This window comes from Bradyrhizobium iriomotense (genome assembly GCF_030160715.1).
Taxonomy (GTDB): domain Bacteria; phylum Pseudomonadota; class Alphaproteobacteria; order Rhizobiales; family Xanthobacteraceae; genus Bradyrhizobium; species Bradyrhizobium iriomotense.
This window is the reverse complement of the sequence record NZ_BSOW01000003.1, coordinates 358,326-377,916: the sequence shown is the minus strand read 5'-3', so window position 1 is coordinate 377,916 and position 19,591 is coordinate 358,326. Positions and strand designations below refer to the sequence as shown.

Here is a 19,591-nt window from a genome sequence, read left to right as displayed (position 1 = left end):
CGCGCTCCCTGCGGATACACTATTTTGGACCTGCGAGCCTTGCACTGGCGGCATGCCGCCATCCGCTCGCAGATACGACGTCACTCCGCCGCTGCCATCGCGGCCCGTGGCCGCCGGCGGCCGAGCGCAACTAGGATCAACACCGTTGCGCATGAGCAGAGCATGGTCAGGCCGAGCAGGCCGCGGCTGCCGAAATGGACCAGCAAGGCGGCAAGGATCGGAGGAGACACCGCTGCAGCGAGATTGACCGGCAGGGCGATCATCGACATCGCCTTGGCGAATTCGCTCTGGTCGTAGAAGACGAGCGGGATCGTCGCCCGCGCCACTGCCATCGCGCCGCTGCCGAGGCCATAGAGCAGGATGAAGAGCGCAACGACCCAATATGCGCCGTTGCCCGCCAACAAGAGCAGCATGGCAAGCGGCAGCGCAATGCCCGCGACCAGTCCGGTCGTGATCCCGTCCCAGCAACCGCCGCCGAGGAAATCGATGCCGCGCGCGCTGACCTGGATCACGCCCAGCATGGAGCCGAAGCCGACCGCCTCTGCCGGCGACAGCCCCTCGGCCTTCAAGAGCTCGATGAAGACGGCACTCAGGCCGAAGTTCACGAAGGCGTTGAGCGCGACCGCTGACATCACGAGATGGAAAGTGCTCCTGGGAACTGGAGACGCCGGCACGTCCCGCACCTTCGCGGCGGCTTCCTCACTCGCCTTGCGCCGGCGCGGCGCACCGAAGGCCAGCAGCGGCAGGCAGACGACGATCATCATGGTCGCATAGATCAGACACGTTCCGCGCCAGCCGGCGAGGCTGCTCAAGAACGACGTCGTCGGCCAGAATATGCTGTTGGAAAGGCCGGTCACCAGCATGAGCGCGCCGATCGCGCTCTTTGCGCGCTGCCCGGCGGCCTCGTTCAGCATGATGTAGGCCCCGGTCGAGAGCGTGGCACTGCCGGCCACCCCGAGAACGATCCAGGACGTGAAGTAAAGAATCGGCTCCTGCGCGAAGGACAGGAGCACAAAGCCCGGCGCGGTCACGACCGTGCCCGCCATCATCACACGGCGCGCGCCATGCCGCGTAAAGGACTTTGCGAGCCAGGGCGCGCACAGCCCCATGGCGACGTATAGAACCGACGTTCCCGCGAATACCGCCGGAAGGCTCATGTTGAGATCGGCTGCGAGATCGCTACCGACGATGGCGGGAAGCCCGATCGTCCCCCATCCGACGAGTTGGGTGACGGCGAGCACCGCCATGACGCCAAGCAGTTTCGTATCGAATTTCAAGCGACGCATTCCGCCCCAGGGCCGGATCCGACCGATCCGGTCATTCCCGGATACACCATCTCCAACCCGCGCTGCACTGCGAACGCGGCATGACGCTCCCCGCCACAATGGCGTTGACATGGCGACGACGGCCATGGGCGCGCGATTTGACAGCCCCGCGCGCCGGGGGCAACTCTTGCTCGTTTCGAGAATCACTGATGTCTCAGGCCGAGTATGCTCCCAAACCGCTCCCAGTCCTCACCAGACTGGCGATAGCGCTGCGCCGGATCCCGGCGGTCGAATTCGCGTTCGCGAAATTCAAGTCGCTGCTGCGCGGTCGAGCGAATGACGAACCGGCTGACGTCAGCGAGTTTCAGGCACCGGCTGAGGACGTCACGAAGGATGACGTTGCGCGCCGCGCGGTCGAGGCGGAAACGGCCCAACCCGATACCGTGCAGGCAGCTCCCGATGGAACCGAGGCCGCCGCGGCCAGGCCCGTCGAGACTGACACTGTCGAGGCTGAGGAGATCAAGGCTCCTGCGACTGATGTCGCCGAGACCGCAACCACGGAGACTGGCGCTGCCGCGATCGGTGCAGATGAGCCGGTCACGACAAACGTGTGCGATGTTACCTCCCCTGCAATGGCGTCCGACGATCTCTCCGGGCGTGAGATCGAGACCGTTGCAAGCGGTGATCTCCCCGTTGAGGTTGAGATAGCTGAAATCGAGGCTGCTCAGACGCCTCTTGCCGCAATCGAAAGCGACGAGGCCGACTCGGTTGAGACCGAGGACGTCGAAACCGTCGCGCGCAACGCCGACGACGTTACGGCCCATGTCGCACCGCCCGAGGATTCATCCGAGGCCGTTGCTGCAGAGAGCGATGTCCTCCCGCTCGCTTCTGCCGAGACCGGCATGATCGAGGTCGACGCGATCGAGACGGTGCCTTCTGAAATCAAGACCGGAAGCGAGGCCGCTCAGCCTGATGCGGTTGGGCCCGATGCGATTGAGCCCGAGGCAGTCGGGACTGCCCCCGCTCTGATCGAAACTTTCGAGACTGGCGGGGTTGATCCCGATGTCGCGGAAACCTTGGCGGCCACCGCTGTCGAGACCGACGTGGAGCAGCTCGACCTCGTCGCAGCAGACACCGTCGAAACGGCACCCGTCGAGGTGATCTCGGCCAAGGTCGACATCGCCCCAGCCGCGATCACCAAACCTGACGACCTCTGCGACCGCGAGACGCTCATTCGCCGGCGCTGGAAAGAGACCGGAATCAGGATGTGGCATGGCGCCGGGCAATCCGTGCTGTGCATTCAGGGCCGTATCGCCCTGCTGCCGCCGAAGCCCGGCGAGAGCATGCCCGGCTATGACAGGCTCGAGTTCAGGCTGATCGACGGTCTCATCACCTGCGAAGGATTTGTCGTCGATCCGCCTGAACCGCCGCGATTTAGCCAGTTCGCGTAAGCTCGCTCACTCCGGCGGATTGAATGTGCGCACGAAATACACCGGCTCCTTGCCCTTCTTCAGGCGATAGAGCTGCGCCGGCCGGTTCGGGCCGCGCCGCATCTTGGCGATCGGCTCGATCATGTCGGCGGAGAGGATCCGGGTGCGGAAGGCGCTCTTTTCCAAAGGACGATCGAGCACGATCTCGTAGACCCGCTGAAGATCGGGCAGCGTGAATTCCGCCGGCATCAGATAGGCCGGCAGCGAGGTGTATTCGACCTTGTTGCGCAGGCGCTCGACTGCGGCGGTGAGGATCTCGCCGTGGTCGAAGGCGAGCTTCGGCTTGATCCTGCCGGCGGAGACCGGAAACCATTGCGCATCGGGGGCGAGTGCGGTCCGGCCCGCCTCCTCCGGCATCAACGCGAAATAGGCGTGCGTCGCCGACCAGCCGCGCGGGTCGCGCCCGGCGCTGCCCCAGCTTCCGAGCTGCTCGAGATAGGGGCTGGTCACGCCGGTCTTCTCCTTCAGCTTCCGCACCGCGCAGGCCTCGAGATCGCGGTCCTTGGCGACATCGACGAAGCCGCCCGGCAGAGCCCAGCTGAGCGGGAACGGCTCGCCCGCGCCGGCCGGCCGCTGCACCAGGAGGACGTGGAGGCCTTCGTTCCGGATCGCAAAGATCACCACGTCGACCGTGGCCAGCGGCCGCGGGAAATCCAATTGTCCTGAATTTTCAGTACCTTGGGCTTGATCTTTCGGTGCCATTGCGGCCCTCCCCGATTTGCCGCTTGACACTAACCTACTTAGTTGTACTGTGCAACTTACTTAGTTGCTTAGACCAACTTACTGGCAATCGATTGGAGAAAACCATGTTCGGCGTCAGGTTCATCAAGGCCCAGCCCACCACCTATCTCCTCAAGTACCGCGCCGGCGCTGTTGTCGCCGAGGGCGCGGGGCTGTCTGCCTTCTATTACGCACCTGCGACCACGCTCGTCGCCGTGCCCATCGGTAGCCGCGACGCCTCCTTCATCTTCCAGCAGATCGCGCGCGACTTTCAGACCCTCACCGTCCAGGGCCACATCACCTATCGCGTCAGCGAGCCGAAGAAAGCGGCCTCGATGCTCGACTTCACGCTGAAGTCCGACGGCAAGACCTATGAGACCGACGACCCGGAGAAACTGCCGCAGCGCATTCTCGGCACGGTCGAGGTGCTGGCCCAGCAGGCGGTGAAGGAGCTGACGCTGAAGGAAGCCCTGCGGGCCTCCGACCGCATCGCCGACATCATCGCAAGCGGCCTGCGGGCGCGCGCCGACATCGCCTCGCTCGGCCTCGAAATCCTCGGCGTCTCCATTCGCGGCATCAAGCCGACGCCGGACACCGCAAAGGCGCTGGAGGCGGAAGCGCGCGAAGCGATCCTGAAGAACGCGGACGAAGCGATCTTCGCCCGCCGCAATTTTGCGGTCGAGCAGGAGCGCGCCATCCGCGAGAGCGAGCTCGACACCGAGATCGCGGTCGAGCAGAAGAAGCGCTCGATCCGCGAGACGCAGATGGACGCGGAGGCCAGCGTCGCCGCCAAGCGCAACGAGCTGCGCCAGGCCGGCATGGTCGCGGACATTGCGCTCGAAGGCAAGCGCAAGGACTTTGTCGGCCTCAACGCCGAGAACACCCGCACGCTGGCCGACGCCGAGGCCTATCGCGTCGGCGCGCTGATGAAGATCTTCGAGGGCGTCGACACCCGCGTGATCCAGGCACTCGCCTCTGCCGGCATGCAGCCGGGCCAGCTCATCGCGCAGGCCTTCACCGGCATTGCCGAGAAGGCCGAAAAGATCGGCCAGCTCAACGTCTCGCCGGACCTGCTCAGCCAGTTGATGGAAAAGCCCAAGGCGATGGAGGCCGCCAATGCCCGCCGGCAATGACCGCAAGATCGTTCTGGTGACGCGCAAGACCAGGCTGGAGGACCTGGTCGCGCGTTACCTGACTGCGGCGCAGGCGCGCTTCTATGTCGAGCATCTCGGCGCCGACTTCTCCGACTATGAGCGCGAGCACGAGGCCTATCGCGCGCAGCAGCACCTGACTTTGCAGGTGCTGGAGCAATGGGGCCGCTACCAGGCGATCGAGCGCAGCTTCCTGCCGAACTTCATCTTCGCGCCCTCCGACATCGTGGTCGCGCTCGGCCAGGACGGCGTCGTCGCCAACACCATGAAATATCTCGACGGCCATCCGCTGATCGGACTCAACCCGGATCCGGCGCGCTATGACGGCATCCTCCTGCCCTTTGCGCCGCGCGACCTCGCAAAGCTCCTGCCGGAGGTCGCCGCTGAGAAGCGCGACAGCCAGGCGGTGACGATGGCAGAGGCGCGGCTCTCCGACGGCCAGGTGCTCCATGCCGTGAACGACCTCTTCATCGGCGCGCGCACGCATGTCTCCGCGATCTACGAGATCGCGGCCGGTGGGGCGACGGAACGGCAGTCCTCGAGCGGGCTGATCGTCTCGACGGGGCTCGGCTCGACCGCCTGGTTCAAGAGCATCGTCACCGGCTCGCTGGCGATCGCAGGGCAGTTCGGCCAGCCTTCTGAACCGGCGGCTTACGACGCCCTGCCCTGGGACGCGCCGGAGCTGCGCTTTGCCGTGCGAGAGCCCTTTCCCAGCCGCAACTCGCAAGTGGGCCTCGTCTGCGGCCGCCTCGCCTCCTCGGAGCAATTGCGCATCCGCTCGCTGATGCCGGAAAACGGCGTCATCTTCAGCGACGGCATCGAAGCCGACCGGCTCGAGTTCAACGCCGGCGCCGAAGTCGCGATCGGGATTGCGGCGCGGCGGGGACGGTTGATCGTGTGATCTATCCCGCAATCCTCAGCGCCGATCTTGCCTCCGCCGGCGTGGCGACGCGTCGGCCGTGGCGCGCGACGGCCTCGCAGGCGATGGTCACTAGCTCCGCATTGCTTGCAGCCAGACGATTCTTGTCGATCCTGATGTTGTCCTCGAGCCCGGTGCGAACCGCATCGGCGCCGCGCGACAGCGCCCAGCCCATGACCTCGGCTTGATGGCGCCCGATCCCTGCCGCAGTCCAGGTCGATTTCGGCATCAGCCGCTTGAGCTCGGCCAGAAGAATATCGAGCACATGCTCGTCAGCCGGCATTGCATTCTTGACGCCCATGACGAACTGCACGTGGGGATGCTCGTCGATCAGTCCCGCCTTGATCAGACGGCGGGCGCCATGCAGGTGCGACAGATCGAAGATCTCGATTTCGGGACGGATGCCGCCCGCCTTCATGCCGGTGGCGAGATGCTCGACCAGGGCGGCGCTGTTTTCATAGACGATGGTCGGAAAGTTCACCGATCCGGTCGAGAGCGACGCCATCTCGGGCTTCAGGTAGAGTGCGGACCCGCGCGCCGACGGATCGCGGCCGCGCCCTCCGGTCGAGAACTGAATGATCATCCCCGGACAATGCTTCCTGATGCCCTCCTGCACCTCTGCAAAACGCTGGGGATCGGAGGACGGCGTTTCGTCGTCGTTGCGAACGTGAATATGTGCAAGCGTCGCGCCGGCCTCGAAGGCCGCGTGCGTCGACTCGATCTGCTCGGACGGCACGATCGGCACCGCCGGATTGTCCTTCTTGCGCGGAACGGAACCGGTGATCGCGACAGCAACAACAACGGGATTCATCTCTCAACTCCTTGGTAACTGCCGCTGCCGGCCGGCTCGGCCGCAGCGTCAGTTTCTTCTCTCATTTGTGGGACGACGGCAACATCCGAGATCATGGCGCCGCCGTCAGATTGACCTCCGCCTTTCGCGACTGTCAGGTCAGAGCCGCGGCAGCCCCGCCCGTCGCCTCCGCACGCCTCCGCTCATAGTCTGCCCTTGGCATCGGAACGGCATCCGGATTGCCGAGATCGTCCATGCTGATCCGGTATGTTTCCCTGGCAGTCACCGCTGCGAGGGCGGCAATGACCGTGATGCCGAAGGCGATCGCGCCCACCGTGAGCGGGATGTTGGCCGATCCGGGAGGCGCCACGGTCGCAAACAAAGCGGGAAGCAACGCGGTGATGGTCGTTCCGATATTTTGCGAGATCGCCATCGCCGAAACCCGGGTGCGGGTCGGAAACAGCTCGGGATAGAAGCTCGGGAAGATCGCGTTGTAGCCCTGATAGACCACACCCCACATCAGCAGCGACAGCAGGATCGCGAGCGGCACATTCTTGATGCTGATCGCATAGAGGTAGCCGAAGGCGAGCAAGCCGGAGCAGAGCGCGCCCACGATGATCGGCGGCTTGCGACCGACCTTGTCGGACAGGTTGCCGACGAAGGGAATGACGAACACCGCCAGCATGTTTCCGAGGACCGGAATCCAGAGGTAGACGTCCTTCGCAAAACCGATTCCGTAGGCAGACTGGACGGCATAGGCTGCGCCGAAAATCGTCGCGACGACCGGAATGACATTCATCAGCGCCATGCAGATGACCCTGAGCATGTCCTTCCAATTCAGCTTGATGGCCTGAATAATCGGAGCCCGCGGGGTTTCTCCGCGCTCATCCTCCCTGGTAAAGGCAGGGGTCTCGTCAACCTCGCGGCGGATGATGTAGCCGGCGACGATGACGAAGAAGCTGAGCAGGAAGGGTATCCGCCACCCCCAGCTGTTGAAGGCTTCGGTGGGCATGTAGTGCGCCAGCGGCAGAAAGACGGCCGCCGCGAGAATCTGTCCGGCCTGCACGCCTTGAAGAGTAAAGCTGGCATAGAATCCGCGCCGCCCGAATGGCGCATGCTCCAAAATCATCGAGCTCGCGCCGGATATCTCGCCGGCAACGGCAAATCCCTGCACGAGACGCAGAGCGACGAGAAGGATCGGCGCCCAGATGCCGACCTGCTGGTAAGTCGGCAGGATGCCGACGGCCATGGTCGAGATGCCCATCAGGAACATGCAGACGATGAGAACCGTTTTCCGGCCATGGGTATCGCCCCAGTGCCCGAGAACGAAGGCGCCGATCGGCCGGGCTACATATCCGACACCGTACGTGGCCAGCGATGCGACGATTGCAACGGTTGGATTGTCCGACGGGAAGAAGATCTGCGGGAAGATCAGCGACGCTGCCGTCGCGTAGATAAAGAAGTCATAATATTCAAGCGCCGATCCAATCCAGCCGCTCGCAGCGGCCTTCTTGGACTGACCCATGTCGTGGATCGCTCGAGCCGTGGTCATGTGCAAGTTTCCTCCGACCTGTTTTGTTGGCGTCCCGTATGCGGGCTTCATGGATATGTTGGGCAGCAACGTCCGACCGCGCGGGCGGACTTTCCGCATGCGCGTGTCAACTGCCAAAACGTGTCTGGTTCGGAGCAACAATAGGCTTTCGGCGAACTAACACAATTACCCTGTTGTGCGATAAACCTAACATCATGTTATTCGCCGGGGAGGCGCGGTTCGAGCGGCGAACGCGTAGCCGACGCTCCTTCAAGCGCTTAATTCAAACGCCTGCTTCGGATGCTCAATGGAATCCGGGATGGAGGAGTCCTCAGGCCGGACTCATCTCATGGAGATCGTGATTGCGCTGAGATTAGCGGCGACTTCCAGGCCAGCCTTCGGCCCTTGCAGCACGATCGTCACGCCCTTCTCGTTGCGCAAATGGACGCCGTTGACGCCGCCGACCAGGGCGAAGCCGCCGCCGACCGAGCTATAGGTGCCGGTGAAATCACTGACCTCGCGGATCCCCGAGGCCCAGCCATCCAGGCGGCTAATCGTGGCGCCGGCCGTGATTCCAAGACTCAGACCGGAGAGCTTGAACGGATAGTTGCGGCCACGCCAGGTCAGCACGCCGCTGCCGGCGCCGCCGCCGACCAGCAGTGCTGCTTTCGCGATCTTGACGCGAACGTGGCCGGCGGCCTGCGCGAACGACGGCGTCACAGGGACAAGCAAGGCGAGCGATGTCATCATCGCCAGGCAGACTATGAAGGAGCGCCGCGCCACTCTCTCATTGTTTTGCGGCATCGACTTTCTTCCAGGTCTGATCCGGATTGAACAGAAGCATGCGGCTGGCAATGTTTTCGGTGCGCGGGCCGAGATCCTTCTGGTAGACGGTGCCGCCGTGATTGACCACGAAGGTCATGACGCCGGAATTGCCGTACTCGGCTGGATAAGCGACGAGCGCGTAGCCGCCGATCATCTTGCCTTTGACGACATAGTCGAGGGCGCCGCCGGGAGCGTTGGAACCCTGCCCCTTGAGGATCCTGAAGTAGTAGCCGTGATAGGGCGCGCCCTGCCCTTCCATCTTGTAACCCTCGCGTGATGCTTCCGCCACAAATTCGCCGAGCGGGCTTGGGTCACTATCGTCGCGCCAGAACAGCCCGTCCTTCTTGCCGGGCGTCGAGACGATGCGTTGCGCGTAGACACCGGCGCCTTCGCCACGGTCCTTGTCGGCATAGTCGTTCTGGGCATCGACATAGGCGAGCGCGGCCTGGATGGCATCTAGTTCGTTGCGGCCGATGCGGCGATAGAGCACCTCGATCCGCCCCTCATCCACGTCGAATTCCCAGCCCGTCTTGGAGTTGACCAAAGGAATCGGGAACGGAAAATCGTCCGGACCAAGCATCAGCGTGGCCTTCTTGTTGCCCTCCGCCTTGATCGCATGCTTGGCATCGTACATCGCCGTGAAGCGCTGACGAATGTCGGCGTCGGCGACCTCGTCTCCGGAGGAGACGATGTCGTCGGCGTTCCTGCCGAGCACCTTCAGGATATCGCGAGGTCCGCTCTTCACGGCCGCAGCGAGCGCTGCGGCTGCGTCCTCCGGAGTCGGATACGATTGCTGCGCCTGCGATGGCAAGCTGAACAGCGCGAGCGCCATAACGGCCGGCAAGGTTGCGCGTTGAAGCGACTTCAGGCCGATCATGGCGTCACCTCCGCAGGAATTTTTGCGCCGCCGGCGAGCCAGTCGCTGTACGTGCGGAACTTGAGACCGAGCTTTTCGTAATAGACCCGAAGGTACCCATCGCTGCCGCGGGTCACCGCGTCAGGCATCACGCTCTCGACCTCCTGCGCCATCACGCCGACATAGGCCTTGTGGCTGCCGAGATAGCTGAAGCGGTAGTAGCCGAGGCCATTGGCGAGATGACCGAGCAGGACGATGTCGTGCTTCAACGCGATGTCCGAACGCCGACCACCGCCGCCACCACCGCGTCCGCCTCCGCCAAAGCCTCCGCCTCCACCGCCGCGCATCGCCATTCCGCCGCCGCCGCCACGCCCGGCGAAGCTCGCGCCACCGCCGCCGCCACGGGGCATGCTGGCCATGCTGGAGCGGCCGCGTGCCGATGCCGCGGCAGCCGCCCGGCCAGACAAGACATTCATGGCACCTCCGCGATTGCCTCCGCCGCCACCACGGTTGACATTGGCGGCCCGATTGCCCGCACCGGCTCCGCCGCGGTTGGCGGCCTTAGCACGATCGCCCCCGCCCTTAGCGCGGTCACCTCCGCCCTTGGCGCGATCACCGGCACCTGCCCGATCGCCGCCGCGATCTCCGCGATCACCAGCGCGATCGCCTGCTCCCGCGCGATCTCCGGCCCGATCGCCTGCACGATCTCCCGCCCGGTCGCCCGCGCGATCGCCTGCACCCTGATTGGGACGCAGCACCTGCTGACCGTCGCGGCCGCGGAAATCCGCCCGGTCCGCCGCGCCGGCCTTGATGTTGTTGTTGCCGAAGCGCTGCTGCACATTGACGTTGTTGTAACGCACGCCCTGGCGATGTGCCGGATTGTGCTGCCAGCCGTTGGCAATGTTGGTCGTCCGGTGATTGACGTAGACGTTGCGGTTGCCCCAGTTGAAGCCGCCGCCCCAGTAATTGCCCCAGCGACCGATCGCCCAGGCCGTTCCGAACGCAAGGCCGGCCGCCACGACGCCTGCGCCGATATAAGACGGATAGCCGAAATAATACGGTGGATAGTCCGCATAGGGCCAGGCGCCGTAGACCGTCGCCGGCTCGTAGTAAGGCACATACATCGTTCCCGGCTCGGCCGGCTCGATGACCACCACCTGCTTGTTGTCCTGCGTCTGCACGCTGACCTTCTGCTGCTTGGTCGTCACGAGCTTCTTGTTGTCATAGGCCTTGTTGCGCAGCCGCTGGATCGCGTCCATCACGTCCGGCTGTTGCGCGAGAAAGGCGTCGCCGAGTTTCGTGGTCCATTCGAGCTTGTCGCTCATCATGGCCAGGACATCCGCCGTGCTGGCGAGCGCCTTGATGCTGTCGTCCCAGCCCTGCTTATCGACTTCCGTCTTCAGTGCATCACCCTTCAGGTTCTTGCGCTCCTTCAGCCAGCGGTCGGCCTGCACGACCTCGAGCGGATAAGTCGATGCCGCCAGCACGTTGGCCAGCAGCTCGTCCGGATAGAGCGCGATCGGTGCGACCAGTGCCTCGAGCTGCTCCGGCTTCAAGAGCTCCGCGGCCGGCTGAGCCTGGCTTGCCGGCTGCGCCGACGTGCTCGGGGCGGTCGGAGTCTGTGCCGATACGGCAACGGGCATCGCCATCACCAGCGCAAGCGCGATCAGGGGTTTGCCGCAGCGAAACATTGCATACCCTCCCATGGCATTTCGGCTGGAAGCATCGGGCCGAGGCGAATGCGTTCTTTGACAGAGATCAAAGAAAGCGGTTGCCGAGTTGCTGCGGCGCGACAATTGGTTGCGAAGGTTGTCCCGGCTAACGCGTGAGCGGCAGCCTGATCGTAAGCAGCGCACCGCCCGACAGCCTGTTCTCCGCGGCGATCTGTCCGCGGTGGGCCTCGATGATGGTTCGGGCGATGGCGAGTCCCATGCCCATGCCTTGCGGCTTGGTGGTGAAGAAGGGATTGAAGATGTTCTTGAGATCGCCGGCGGCTATGCCGGGTCCGCTGTCGCCGATCCGGATTTCTGCGAAGGAGCCGGACAGCGCCGTCGTGACGGTCACCTCCCGCACCTTCGCTTCCGTCTCGGAGATCGCGTCGATCGCATTGATGATCAGGTTGAGAATGACCTGCTGAAGCTGGACCGGATCGCCCCTGACGCGCAGCGCGCTTACGGCGGGCGTGAACTTCAGGACGATCTTGTGCCGGTCGGTCACGGCGGTCAAAAATCCGATCGCCTCGCCAACGGTCTCGTTCAGATCGATATCTGCGATCTCGAACGGAGTCTTCTTCAGCACACTGCGAAGCCTGCGGATCACCTCGCTGGCCCGCTGATCGTCTCGCCTGATGTCGGCGAGGATCTCCCTGATCTCGTCGAGATTGGGGGAAACCCCCTTCAGCATGAGCTCGGCCGTCTCGGTGTTGGTGAGGATCGAGCCGAGCGGCTGGTTCAATTCGTGCGCGATCGACGTCGTCAACTCGCCGGCTGCCGCGTAGCGGTTGACATGCGCAAGCTCGGCCAGCCGCTGGCGCGATTCAACCTCCGCGACGCGGCGACGCCAGCGCTCGTGAAGCAGGCCGCTGATCAGGCCCGCCTGCATCAGGATCACGACCGCAATCAGCACCATCTGCCAGCGGTAGATCTCCCATACGCTCGTCTGGCGAAACAGAACCTCGCTGCCGGGAGGCAGGTTCTCCTCCCTGATGCCCCAACGCTGCATCTCGCGCCAGTCATAGCGGGGCGACGCAAACGTCAGCGGCTCGATCTTGATATTGCCGGGCTTTTCGCCGCCGAGAATACGGAGAGCAGTGTCGACGGTCTTCCGGCTGGATGCCGCCGTTGAATGCATGGGGCCGCCGACCGTCTGGCCTTCAAAGAAGGCATCCTGATAGGAAAAAATCGGCGCATTGGTGACAGCTCGCAGCTGGCGCAAGGCGACGTCGCCTTCATGCGCGACACCTGCACCGTCGACCGACATCAGGCCCCAGAACAAGACCGTGTGCGACGGAAGCGACGAAGCGCGCTTGAGGATGTCCTGGAACGAAAGTCCCGAATACCAATCGAAAGTCACTCTGCCTTCAAATCGCTTTGCGTCCCTCTTGATCTCCTCGAGCCAGAACTTTTCGAGGGACGATGCCCCCAGCACGACCGCGATTGTCTGCGTGTCGGGCAAAACATGAAGGATGCTGTCGAAAGATATCTGAAAGTCGTTGTAAATCGAGATGACCGTGTCGTTGTCGGTCAGTCCGGTACGATCGACCAGACGCTGCTCGACCGCGGTCAGCACCATCGGTGTGGCCGGAAAAAGCTGCTTGCGATACTTCTGAGCGAATCGTGCCGCCGGCGCACCAACGCTCACGACGAGATCGGGCGGGCAGCTCTCGTAGAGCGAGCGCAGATAGTCGACGAAGGGCTCTTCCGGACCGGGATTGTTGAACCGTGCCGTCAGGAGCGTGTGCTCCTGAATGTCCAGTGGCCAGGGCGACTGCTGCTCGAGATCGGTCTTGATGGCCCGTGCGAATTCGCTCCATGGACGAAATTCCCGTCCAAAGGAGTGAAGCAGCAGCACCCGCTTGGGCTCGTTCTGATCGGCGGCGCGCACCAACCCCAGCCCCGCGAAGGCCAGGACCAGCACGCACAGACAGAGCCGCGCGGTCACAGCCGGCCAGCCCCGCCTGACCGCAGCAATGATCGGGATGTGCCCGCCCATCCTCTTCCTCAGCAGCTTCGATCGGCTGCACCTTGGCCTTATTCTACAGCAAAACGGGCGACGGCCAACGGCTTTGAGGAAGGCTTCCTCGACGTCAGTGGCCGCTCAGCACCAGAGTCTTTATCGGCAGCAGCAGCGCCTGGATCCGCAACAGCAGCGCATGAACGAGGCCGACGCCGTCGACGACATGCAGCGCGATGGCGCGGCCGGTGCTGGTATGTTCGGCAGAAATCTCCTCATGATTGCTGGTGTAAGCATTGACGATGCAGCTGCTCCCGGGCGTCACGCCTTCGAGCCCGCCCTTGTAGAGCGGCTCCAGGAACACGAGGATCGTGCCGGGCTTTACCGTGTTCTGTGCCTCCAGCAGTTGCTGTCCGCTCTGGAACTGTCCTGCGGCAATGTAGTCCTGCACCGTCGTGACCACCATCGGGATGATGACCCATGGCCTCGATATGCAGGTCGCTTCCGCCACCATGCCTTCCTTCATCACGCCCGCCTCGATCTGGCCGAAGCCGGCCTGAAGGACATTCCTCCCCGCGCCCGCCGGAATGAGCACGCCCGCGGGCCGCATCAACTGATTGACGACGTCGCCCACGCGAATCAGGAATTGCTCGACCCGGCCGTCGACGCCCGCGCGGACGATGGTTTTGTCGAGATCGACCTGCGCCTGGTCGAGAGCAGCCTGGGCGCTCGCCTTCTGTGCCGGCAGAAGCGTCGACACTTGCAACGCCGCCGACTCCTTCACGGCAGTTGCCGCATCGATCCCGGCCTGCCGTTGATCGACCAGCACCTGGAGCTTTTCGATGTCGCGTTGCGGTACGATGCCGGGGTTGCGGCGTTGCAATTCGGATTTGGTGTCGAGCTCGTCCTTGGCCTGCTGCCAATTGGCCTTGGCTTCCTGGATCTGGGCTTCGGCCTTGACGACATCCGACTGCGCCGAGGTCATCGCGGCATCGACCTCGGCGACCTTCCGCCTGGCGGTCTCGTGCGCGGCCTGTTGCCTGGAGCTGTCGAGCGTGAACAGCACGTCACCCTTCTTCACCTCCTGGCTGAAGCCGACCTTGACCTCCGCAACACGTCCCGATCCTTCGGGCAGGATCGGCACGGTGCGGAAATAGAGCGTCGCCGAGTCGGTCGACGGATGGAAATAGAAGATCATGGTGATCAGCGATACCGTGAGCATCAGGCAACCCGTGATGCCCCATCTGAGCTCATACCAGACGGAGTAGAACGTGATCTCCTTGCCGAAGCGCTTGCCCTGGACGTACCGGCGGTAAAGATAGTCCGGCACGATGGTCAGGAGCGAGCAGAACATGAGCTCAAACATGGCTGTGCTCCTTCTCCTTCGCGACGCCAGACTTGTCTGCCGGTGTCGGGCTGATCGCATCGCCCGCTTGTGCGGTTGACGCTGCCTCGCCGACGCCTCCCGGCGTCGAATCGGCGATCTTCTCGACGGAATCGGCGATGCTGCGCAGCGGCGTGCCGAAATCGGGGAGATCGATCAGCGCAAGCAACAATCCCGCCACCCAGAAGATATGCATGTGGGTGAACAGCGAGATCAGGCCTAGCACGGCGACAAATTCGAATTGCAGCTTCTGCGACTTGTGCGCCATGCGCTCCGGCAGGCTGTGCAGCTTCCAATACAGCGTGCCGACCCAGAGCAAGGTGCCGACGAGGAAGATGCCCATCACCACCATCAGCGGGTCGACCCCGCTTCCCGGCGCGAGATAGAACGGCAGATGGTGCGGAGCCATCGGATGAAGCTGGTCGCTCAATGGTCTCTCCCCAATCCAGATCGGGCCATGCGCAACGTGTCACGACTACTCTGACTACCGCAGTAGGGAATTTGCTTGATTTGAATCAAGGGAACGCCCCCCGCCGGGCCTAGCCTTCCGGGAACGCCGAACCGCAACAGTGCAATCAGGAGACGTCCGCCATGCCCGGCCTCGATGATCTCATTCCCAATGCCACACAGATCAGGAAAGAAGCAGCCCTCAAGGAAGCCGAAAAGGCCGAGGAATATGCCCGCCTCGCCGCAGCAGCCGAGGCCGAGAAGCGCGCCCTGATCGAACGGTTGGGCAAGCCGTCCGGCAAGACCGAGGAGGAAAAGATCCAGCTCGCCTCCAGCATCATCCAGCGTGCGGTGCGAAACGGCCAGACCGAAGTGCAAGTCTATCGTTTCCCCAACACGCTGTGCACCGACAAGGGCCGCGCCATCAACCAGCAGGAAAAGGGCTGGGAGAACACGCTGACAGGCATCCCCAAGGAAATCTTCCAACTCTGGACCGACTATCTGAAGCCGCGCGGCTATCGCATCGCCTACCAGATCATCGATTTTCCGGGCGGCGTACCCGGCGACGTCGGCATCACAATCTCCTGGGGAGACAATTGACGGCCATCAGGCCGCGTCCCGTTGAAACAGCGAAAGGACAGGCATGGCCAAGGAAGAACCTGCGGAGCGGATGAAGCGCAAGGACTATGAGAAGGAACTGGAGAAGCTCCAGGTCGAGCTCTGTCATCTCCAGGACTACGTCAGGGCGAACAAGCTCCGGGTCATCGTCCTGTTCGAAGGCCGCGACGCGGCCGGCAAGGGCGGCACGATCAAGGCGATCACCGAAAAGGTCAGCCCGCGCGTGTTCCGCGTGGTGGCGCTGCCGGCGCCGTCCGACCGCGAGAAGACGCAGCTGTTCTTCCAGCGCTACATGGAGCAGTTTCCCGCCGGCGGCGAGATCGCGATCTTCGACCGGAGTTGGTACAACCGCGCCGGCGTCGAATATGTGATGGGCTTCTGTACCCCCGCCGAGCACAAGCGGTTTCTCACGCTGTGTCCCCAGATGGAGAAGTACGCCATCGACGGCGGAATCATATTGGTCAAGATCTGGCTCGAGGTCGGAATGGAGGAGCAGGAGCGCCGATTCCACGCCCGCATCGATGATCCCGTACGGCAATGGAAGCTGAGCCCGATGGACCTGCACTCCTACAGTCGCTGGTACGATTATTCGCGGGCGCGCGACCTCATGCTGAAGGCCACGAGCACGGAGCACGCTCCCTGGTACATCATCCGTTCCGACGACAAGCGACGGGCGCGGCTGAATTGCATCGCCCACCTCCTGAGCGCCATCCCCTACAAGCGGATCAAGAAGGACAAGGTCAAACTGCCAAGGCGCTCCAACAAGGGGCGCTACAACGACCAAGCCAGCCTGAAGGGCATGAACTTCGTCGACGAGCGATATTGAGGGTCAGGCCGCCGAATGGGCGGCCCGATGCCGTGATTGCAGGATGCAGGTCCTGGCCTCAATAGCCATAGGGATATTGCTGCGGGCAGACCCAATTCCCGTAGCCGTCCTGATAGCAGCCGTTGTTGTAGTTGTTGTTGTAATAGCCGTAAGCACCGTAAGCGCCCGCAGCTGCAGCTCCGACGGCGGCAGCACCCCAACCATAGCCGGGACGATATCCGGGATAGCCCGCGATCGGACGTCCCGGATAACCGGCAATTGGACGACCCGGACGACCTGCGATGGGACGACCGGCTATCGGATGACTTGGGCGGGGACCTCCGGCAACTCGATAGCCGCCACCACCATGGATGCGGCCGGCATGAACGGCGCCGCCGCGATAACCTCCGCCGTGAAAGCCGCCTGCACGCATCCCACCGCCATGGAAGCCGCCGCCGCCCCCGCGGAAGCCGCCCCCGCCTCCGCCGCGGCGAGCGAAAGCATCGTCGGGAATGAGACTGGCAGTGACAAGAACGAAGACGGCAAGAGCCGCAAGAAGATAACGAAGCATGGCATCTCCTCCCTTGTTCGGGGTGCCGTCATTCGCTCTTCGGTGATGCCGCGCGACTGCGATTGGCACCCGACGACAACGTCGAGCGCCCTTCTCATTCAGGCTTGACCCAAATCAACGGAACCGGAGCTTTTGAATTGCGCGAGTCATCGGTCGGATGCGAGCGATCCGGCCGCGCATCCGCGGCCGGATCCTCAACGTCTACTTCAACCGGATCGTGACGCCACCGACTGCAGCCGAAACCTCCGCGCCTACTTTCGGGCCGCTGAGTTGCAGGATCACGCCGTTGGCGTTCTGCAGCTGGACTGCTCCGGCGCCTGCGGCCACCGCGCCGCCTGCCCCGCCCGCCGCGTAGGAGCCTTCGATGGACTGCGGCCCCTTCAGGTTGAGAGCGCGGCCGACAAGCTTGGTCGTCGAGGCCCCGACCGTGAAGCCGACGCTCATGCCTGAGACCGTGAACGGATAGTGCTTGCCTCGCAAGGTCAGCACACCCTCGCCGCCGCCGACCCCGATGATCAGCCCGCCTTTGGTAAAGACGACGGCGACCTGGCCGGTCTCGGCACGCGACGGCGTGCTGAAACCGGCAACGCCTGCGAGCACGGCGACCAGAGCGGCGCGGATGGCAGATTTTCTCATGACTGTCGTTCCCCTTTGGTTTGACGTCGAACTATTGAGCCAGGATCATCGCGAAGTAGCCGAACACGGTGAGCAGGATGCCCGACACGGCATAGCCGACCGGCAGAAGTCTGGATCCGGGGCATCGTGTCTCGGATCGGCAGGCATGCCCTCATCGGATTGCCGTTACTTGCTTCGTTTTGCGGCCTCGTATGCGTCCCGATAACCGCGCGCAATGGTCCGAACGCCTCGTCCGATATCGTCGTAGACATCATCAGGGAGGTTCGCGAGCGACACGCGAAGCGACCATTCGGGTGCATCGAAGCCACCTCCGTTCAACAGCACAATCCCGTGGGCTTCAGCCAGCCTAAACGCGAGGTCCAGCGGGTGGACGTGTTTCTTCAGATGTTCGACGGCCTCGTCGCCGATGTTCTTTCGGGCCCAGAACTCGAAATCGACAAGCGCGTAGTAGGCGTCGTAGTTGGGATTCGGGTTTAGCTTGTCCGCAAGCCCGAGTCCGTCGAGCAGCGACCACAGGCGTTTGTTGACGATTTCCATGCAGGCGGCCTGATAGGCCTTTTTCACGTCCATCATCTCTGCGAGCGAGAACAGGCTCATCATCACCTGCTGCGGCAGCGACAATCCCGCGGTGTGGTTGAGGGCCACGTCGCGGCTGTCGGCGACAATGCGGTCGATGAGCTTGAGCTTGCGAGGTTCGAGCGTCAGCGGCCCGTAGCGCTTGTCGAGCGCCTTCACTGCGGCGTCGGGAAGCTTGGCGATCATCTTGTCGAAGATGTTGTCTTCGTGGATGGCGATGGCGCCGAGCCGCCACCCCGTGCAGCCGAAATATTTCGAGTAGGAATAGACGCCGATGGTGTTGTGCGGGAGCTCGCCCAGCAGCGAGCGGAAACCATGCACGAAGGTGCCATAGACGTCATCGGTCAGTAGCATGAGGTCGGGGCGCTTTGTCTTGACCAGCTTGGCCAGCTTGCCGATCGTTTCCGGGCTCACGCCCATCCCCGATGGATTGGCGGGATTGACGATGAAGAAGGCCTTGATCTTGGGGTCCTCCAGCTTCTTGATTTCCTCGTCGGTGAACTGGAAGCGGTTCTCCTGCGGCGCCCTGATCTGCACGACCTTGAGGTCGTAGTCCTCCAGATGCGTCATCTCGATGTAGGGTGTGAAGATCGGTGTTCCCAGCGCGATGGTGTCGCCGGGGAGCAGCAGCCGATTGGCCTTCAGCGACTTGAAGAGGTAGCACATCGCTGCCGTGCCACCCTCGACGGCGTAGATGTCGAATTTGCCGGCCGGCCGGGGCTCGCCACAAACGGCCCACATCAGATATTCGTGCACGATCTTTTCGTTGTGCACCAGCATGCGGTCCGGCACCGGATAATTGTCGCCGATGATCGAATCGACGAGCTCGTGGACGAAAGCGTCGGGATCGAAGCCGAATTTCTTCACCGCATACGGCAGCATTTCCGCCAAGAAGCTCGCGCCCGGCATATCCTTGTGCTGTGCGAGCCAAGCCTCGAACCGTCGCGCAATGCCCTTTGCCTGGGGCATGCCGCCGATGCCCGCCGGGTGGTCCATCACCCGCTTGCTCTCGGTGATGGCGAACTGGCCGAGCAAAAAGAAGCCTTCGCGCGGGGTCGTGGCTATCCAGTTCGGGTTGCCCCGCCCCGCGTTCAGAAAGGCCGTTTGCGTCGTTTTCGAGGTGCTCTTCGCCAGGTTGATCAACTCGTCCTTGATCTCGAAGGGGCTCAGCGCCTCGAATTTCTTCAGCGTCAGAAGATCGGCCATTTGACACTCCCGAGCGGTGTAATTGAGATGAAGCTGCGCAAGCTCGTTCGCCTGCGCGGTCGCGCTGAGGATCATCGGAAGCCGGTGATGGACTTTGATCTATCTCAAGGGTCAGGGGCCGCCTTGATC

At 63.2% G+C, this 19,591-nt stretch carries 18 protein-coding genes; 5 read left to right on the top strand and 13 right to left on the bottom strand.

Annotated elements, in window-relative coordinates; translation table 11 throughout:
• Positions 1–80 precede the first annotated feature (80 nt).
• Entirely contained in the window at positions 81–1,286 is a 1,206-nt protein-coding gene (locus QQL28_RS06220; RefSeq protein ID WP_284262288.1) for an MFS transporter, read from the bottom strand.
• A gap of 188 nt (positions 1,287–1,474) precedes the next feature.
• Between QQL28_RS06220 and QQL28_RS06215 the strand changes: the two genes are divergently transcribed.
• Positions 1,475–2,716: a hypothetical protein gene (locus tag QQL28_RS06215; RefSeq protein WP_284262286.1), complete on the top strand. Its 1,242-nt coding sequence runs from the start codon at positions 1,475–1,477 to the stop codon at positions 2,714–2,716.
• Between the two features lie 6 nt (positions 2,717–2,722).
• Here the strand turns inward: QQL28_RS06215 and QQL28_RS06210 are convergent, their stop codons facing one another.
• Positions 2,723–3,457 carry an NUDIX hydrolase gene (locus tag QQL28_RS06210; protein ID WP_284262284.1) on the bottom strand — a complete coding sequence of 245 codons (735 nt, stop codon included), beginning with the start codon at positions 3,455–3,457 and terminating at the stop codon, positions 2,723–2,725.
• Between the two features lie 104 nt (positions 3,458–3,561).
• Here QQL28_RS06210 and QQL28_RS06205 point away from each other — a divergent pair, with 104 nt between their 5' ends.
• On the top strand, positions 3,562–4,608 hold the full coding sequence (locus QQL28_RS06205; protein WP_284262282.1) for an SPFH domain-containing protein: 1,047 nt from the start codon (positions 3,562–3,564) through the stop codon (positions 4,606–4,608).
• Positions 4,592–5,527, top strand: coding sequence for a diacylglycerol kinase catalytic domain-containing protein (locus QQL28_RS06200; RefSeq protein WP_284262280.1), 936 nt, complete (start codon positions 4,592–4,594; stop codon positions 5,525–5,527). The genes QQL28_RS06205 and QQL28_RS06200 overlap by 17 nt, the downstream gene beginning before the upstream one ends.
• 1 nt (position 5,528) lies before the next feature.
• On the opposite strand, the gene QQL28_RS06195 is transcribed toward QQL28_RS06200, so the two are convergent.
• From QQL28_RS06195 to QQL28_RS06160, 8 genes are all read right to left on the bottom strand, one after another.
• Positions 5,529–6,356: a 3-oxoadipate:acetyl-CoA acetyltransferase gene (locus QQL28_RS06195; protein WP_284262278.1), complete on the bottom strand. Its 828-nt coding sequence runs from the start codon at positions 6,354–6,356 to the stop codon at positions 5,529–5,531.
• Positions 6,357–6,489: 133 nt separating this feature from the next.
• Positions 6,490–7,887 (bottom strand): MFS transporter, encoded by a 1,398-nt coding sequence (locus tag QQL28_RS06190; protein ID WP_284262276.1) that lies wholly within the window; start codon positions 7,885–7,887, stop codon positions 6,490–6,492.
• Between the two features lie 321 nt (positions 7,888–8,208).
• Positions 8,209–8,670 (bottom strand): hypothetical protein, encoded by a 462-nt coding sequence (locus tag QQL28_RS06185; protein WP_284262274.1) that lies wholly within the window; start codon positions 8,668–8,670, stop codon positions 8,209–8,211.
• A complete protein-coding gene (locus QQL28_RS06180; RefSeq protein ID WP_284262272.1) occupies positions 8,654–9,568 on the bottom strand; it encodes a DUF2950 domain-containing protein in 915 nt (304 codons plus the stop codon). The genes QQL28_RS06185 and QQL28_RS06180 overlap by 17 nt, the downstream gene beginning before the upstream one ends.
• On the bottom strand, positions 9,565–11,238 hold the full coding sequence (locus QQL28_RS06175) for a DUF3300 domain-containing protein (protein WP_284262270.1): 1,674 nt from the start codon (positions 11,236–11,238) through the stop codon (positions 9,565–9,567). The genes QQL28_RS06180 and QQL28_RS06175 overlap by 4 nt, the downstream gene beginning before the upstream one ends.
• A gap of 127 nt (positions 11,239–11,365) precedes the next feature.
• Entirely contained in the window at positions 11,366–13,258 is a 1,893-nt protein-coding gene (locus QQL28_RS06170; protein ID WP_284262268.1) for a sensor histidine kinase, read from the bottom strand.
• A 94-nt stretch (positions 13,259–13,352) separates the two neighbouring features.
• Complete coding sequence (locus QQL28_RS06165; protein WP_284262266.1) at positions 13,353–14,585, bottom strand: HlyD family secretion protein; 1,233 nt, start codon at positions 14,583–14,585, stop codon at positions 13,353–13,355.
• A complete protein-coding gene (locus QQL28_RS06160; protein ID WP_284262515.1) occupies positions 14,578–15,012 on the bottom strand; it encodes a hypothetical protein in 435 nt (144 codons plus the stop codon). Before QQL28_RS06160 ends, QQL28_RS06165 begins: the two co-directional genes overlap by 8 nt.
• Before the next feature lie 182 nt (positions 15,013–15,194).
• On the opposite strand from QQL28_RS06160, the gene QQL28_RS06155 reads away from it, so the two are divergent.
• Together QQL28_RS06155 and ppk2 are read left to right on the top strand one after the other, a co-directional pair.
• On the top strand, positions 15,195–15,650 hold the full coding sequence (locus tag QQL28_RS06155; protein WP_284262264.1) for a hypothetical protein: 456 nt from the start codon (positions 15,195–15,197) through the stop codon (positions 15,648–15,650).
• A 43-nt stretch (positions 15,651–15,693) separates the two neighbouring features.
• Positions 15,694–16,494, top strand: coding sequence for a polyphosphate kinase 2 (gene ppk2 / locus QQL28_RS06150; protein ID WP_284262261.1), 801 nt, complete (start codon positions 15,694–15,696; stop codon positions 16,492–16,494).
• 58 nt (positions 16,495–16,552) lie between these two features.
• Here the strand turns inward: ppk2 and QQL28_RS06145 are convergent, their stop codons facing one another.
• The 3 genes from QQL28_RS06145 to aspD all read right to left on the bottom strand — a co-directional run bounded on the left by QQL28_RS06145 (position 16,553) and on the right by aspD (position 19,462).
• Positions 16,553–17,044 (bottom strand): hypothetical protein, encoded by a 492-nt coding sequence (locus QQL28_RS06145; RefSeq protein ID WP_284262259.1) that lies wholly within the window; start codon positions 17,042–17,044, stop codon positions 16,553–16,555.
• Positions 17,045–17,245: 201 nt separating this feature from the next.
• Positions 17,246–17,680 carry a hypothetical protein gene (locus QQL28_RS06140; RefSeq protein WP_284262257.1) on the bottom strand — a complete coding sequence of 145 codons (435 nt, stop codon included), beginning with the start codon at positions 17,678–17,680 and terminating at the stop codon, positions 17,246–17,248.
• A 165-nt stretch (positions 17,681–17,845) separates the two neighbouring features.
• Positions 17,846–19,462 (bottom strand): aspartate 4-decarboxylase, encoded by a 1,617-nt coding sequence (gene aspD, locus QQL28_RS06135; protein ID WP_284262254.1) that lies wholly within the window; start codon positions 19,460–19,462, stop codon positions 17,846–17,848.
• Positions 19,463–19,591: the final 129 nt, after the last annotated feature.

What these genes read in the sequence shown, in the direction of transcription:
- QQL28_RS06140 (WP_284262257.1), bottom strand. Translation starts at nt 17,680, where the DNA reads ATGAGAAAATCTGCCATCCGCGCCGCTCTGGTCGCCGTGCTCGCAGGC.
- QQL28_RS06155 (WP_284262264.1), top strand. Translation starts at nt 15,195, where the DNA reads ATGCCCGGCCTCGATGATCTCATTCCCAATGCCACACAGATCAGGAAA.
- QQL28_RS06185 (WP_284262274.1), bottom strand. Translation starts at nt 8,670, where the DNA reads ATGCCGCAAAACAATGAGAGAGTGGCGCGGCGCTCCTTCATAGTCTGC.
- QQL28_RS06170 (WP_284262268.1), bottom strand. Translation starts at nt 13,258, where the DNA reads ATGGGCGGGCACATCCCGATCATTGCTGCGGTCAGGCGGGGCTGGCCG.
- QQL28_RS06165 (WP_284262266.1), bottom strand. Translation starts at nt 14,585, where the DNA reads ATGTTTGAGCTCATGTTCTGCTCGCTCCTGACCATCGTGCCGGACTAT.
- QQL28_RS06145 (WP_284262259.1), bottom strand. Translation starts at nt 17,044, where the DNA reads ATGCTTCGTTATCTTCTTGCGGCTCTTGCCGTCTTCGTTCTTGTCACT.
- QQL28_RS06190 (WP_284262276.1), bottom strand. Translation starts at nt 7,887, where the DNA reads ATGACCACGGCTCGAGCGATCCACGACATGGGTCAGTCCAAGAAGGCC.
- QQL28_RS06180 (WP_284262272.1), bottom strand. Translation starts at nt 9,568, where the DNA reads ATGATCGGCCTGAAGTCGCTTCAACGCGCAACCTTGCCGGCCGTTATG.
- QQL28_RS06195 (WP_284262278.1), bottom strand. Translation starts at nt 6,356, where the DNA reads ATGAATCCCGTTGTTGTTGCTGTCGCGATCACCGGTTCCGTTCCGCGC.
- QQL28_RS06205 (WP_284262282.1), top strand. Translation starts at nt 3,562, where the DNA reads ATGTTCGGCGTCAGGTTCATCAAGGCCCAGCCCACCACCTATCTCCTC.
- QQL28_RS06220 (WP_284262288.1), bottom strand. Translation starts at nt 1,286, where the DNA reads ATGCGTCGCTTGAAATTCGATACGAAACTGCTTGGCGTCATGGCGGTG.
- QQL28_RS06160 (WP_284262515.1), bottom strand. Translation starts at nt 15,012, where the DNA reads ATGGCTCCGCACCATCTGCCGTTCTATCTCGCGCCGGGAAGCGGGGTC.
- QQL28_RS06175 (WP_284262270.1), bottom strand. Translation starts at nt 11,238, where the DNA reads ATGTTTCGCTGCGGCAAACCCCTGATCGCGCTTGCGCTGGTGATGGCG.
- QQL28_RS06200 (WP_284262280.1), top strand. Translation starts at nt 4,592, where the DNA reads ATGCCCGCCGGCAATGACCGCAAGATCGTTCTGGTGACGCGCAAGACC.
- ppk2 (WP_284262261.1), top strand. Translation starts at nt 15,694, where the DNA reads ATGGCCAAGGAAGAACCTGCGGAGCGGATGAAGCGCAAGGACTATGAG.
- QQL28_RS06210 (WP_284262284.1), bottom strand. Translation starts at nt 3,457, where the DNA reads ATGGCACCGAAAGATCAAGCCCAAGGTACTGAAAATTCAGGACAATTG.
- QQL28_RS06215 (WP_284262286.1), top strand. Translation starts at nt 1,475, where the DNA reads ATGTCTCAGGCCGAGTATGCTCCCAAACCGCTCCCAGTCCTCACCAGA.
- aspD (WP_284262254.1), bottom strand. Translation starts at nt 19,462, where the DNA reads ATGGCCGATCTTCTGACGCTGAAGAAATTCGAGGCGCTGAGCCCCTTC.